2 protein-coding genes are annotated in these 1,365 nt (G+C 51.3%); both read left to right on the top strand.

Going from position 1 to position 1,365, the window contains the following annotated elements:
• On the top strand, nt 1-1,071 hold a 1,071-nt coding region (locus tag BT112_RS21430; RefSeq protein ID WP_139276358.1), incomplete at its 5' end, for a c-type cytochrome.
• A 40-nt stretch (nt 1,072-1,111) separates the two neighbouring features.
• Nucleotides 1,112-1,365, top strand: a 254-nt coding sequence (locus tag BT112_RS21425; RefSeq protein ID WP_139276356.1) for a DUF2877 domain-containing protein, incomplete at its 3' end; no start/stop codon positions are given.

The raw sequence follows: 1,365 nt of genomic DNA, 5'->3' as shown, positions 1-1,365 counted from the left end.
CCTGTCCCCGTAAAAGGACTTCCCGGGGAACATCCCTGGCCGGTACAGAAATACCCGGTGAAGCCTCAACCTTTTTCCCGGCAGGTATTGACAGAAGCAGATATTACCGATATTTCCAAAGAAGCCCGGGAGTATGTGACCCGGCAACTGGAGTCTTATACTTTTGACCATAAGTTTACCCCTCCCGATGAAAAAGGGACGGTGTTATTCGGTTACAGCGGCGGGGCAGAATGGGGAGGTAATGCAATAACCCCCGGAGGTGTCCTTTACCAGAATGCCAACGAGGAGCCCTGGATACTACAAATGACAAATATCGATAGTTTTAGGACTACGGGTAAGGTACCGGAAGGGCAGCAACTCTACCTGAAGAACTGTGCCATGTGCCATGGGGCAGAACGCAAAGGCGGGGGGCAGTTCCCGGCGCTCGACGCTTTGTCCGGTAAGATAAGCCTTGAGGCAGTACACGAACTGATAAAGAACGGTAGCGGACGTATGCCTTCTTTTGCGCACCTATCCGAAGCAGAGATCCGGATGCTCGGTGCGTATATCCTCGATATGCCCGAACCACGACCGGAGAAAGCAGCACACCGGGAAGCCTTTGATGCCGGCAAGGAAAAAATGAAACAGAAAGCAAACAGTTTCGGATTTCAGCCACAGTATGTGGTAAAGTCGTGGAAACAACTCAAAGACCATGAAGGTTACCCGGGCATAAAACCTCCCTGGGGAACCATGAATGCTATCGATCTGAATACCGGGAAAAAACTGTGGAGTGTTCCGCTTGGGGAGTACGAAGCCTTAACAGCCAGGGGTATACCTCCTACTGGGACAGACAATTACGGGGGACCTGTGGTTACGGAAGGCGGACTGGTATTTATTGCCGCAACCAAAGACGAAAAGATTCGTGCTTTTGACAGCGAAACCGGAGAAATACGCTGGCAATACCCGTTACCCGCAGCCGGATTTGCCACCCCGATTACCTATGAAATAGACGGCAGACAATATCTCGTTATCGCCGCCGGGGGTGGTAGGGGATTAAAATCCGGAGGGAAATACGTGGCTTTTGCCTTGTAAAATAATGATTTGATATGCTATGAACCTAAAACAAAACAAGATGAAAACCCTATACCTGTTGTTACCGGCCCTTTGCCTTTTTATAATGGCCGGTTGCAAAGAAGTCCGCAAAGAGCATCCGGTTCCGGAGCCTGCGCAGGAACAAAGCACAAACACCTCCGAAGCCTCAGCGAAGGCCCTGGAAGCAGCGGTAGAGCAACTTCGGAAAGCCATAATCACCCCCGAAGCGGAATTGCTGGATAGCCTGACTGCCGATGCGCTGAGTTACGGGCATTCCAGCGGCCTTATCCAGGA

The sequence above is a fragment of the Sinomicrobium oceani genome, assembly GCF_900119185.1.
Taxonomy (GTDB): domain Bacteria; phylum Bacteroidota; class Bacteroidia; order Flavobacteriales; family Flavobacteriaceae; genus Sinomicrobium; species Sinomicrobium oceani.
Note: the sequence above shows the minus strand (reverse complement) of the source record. Positions and strands in the feature narration are given on the sequence as shown.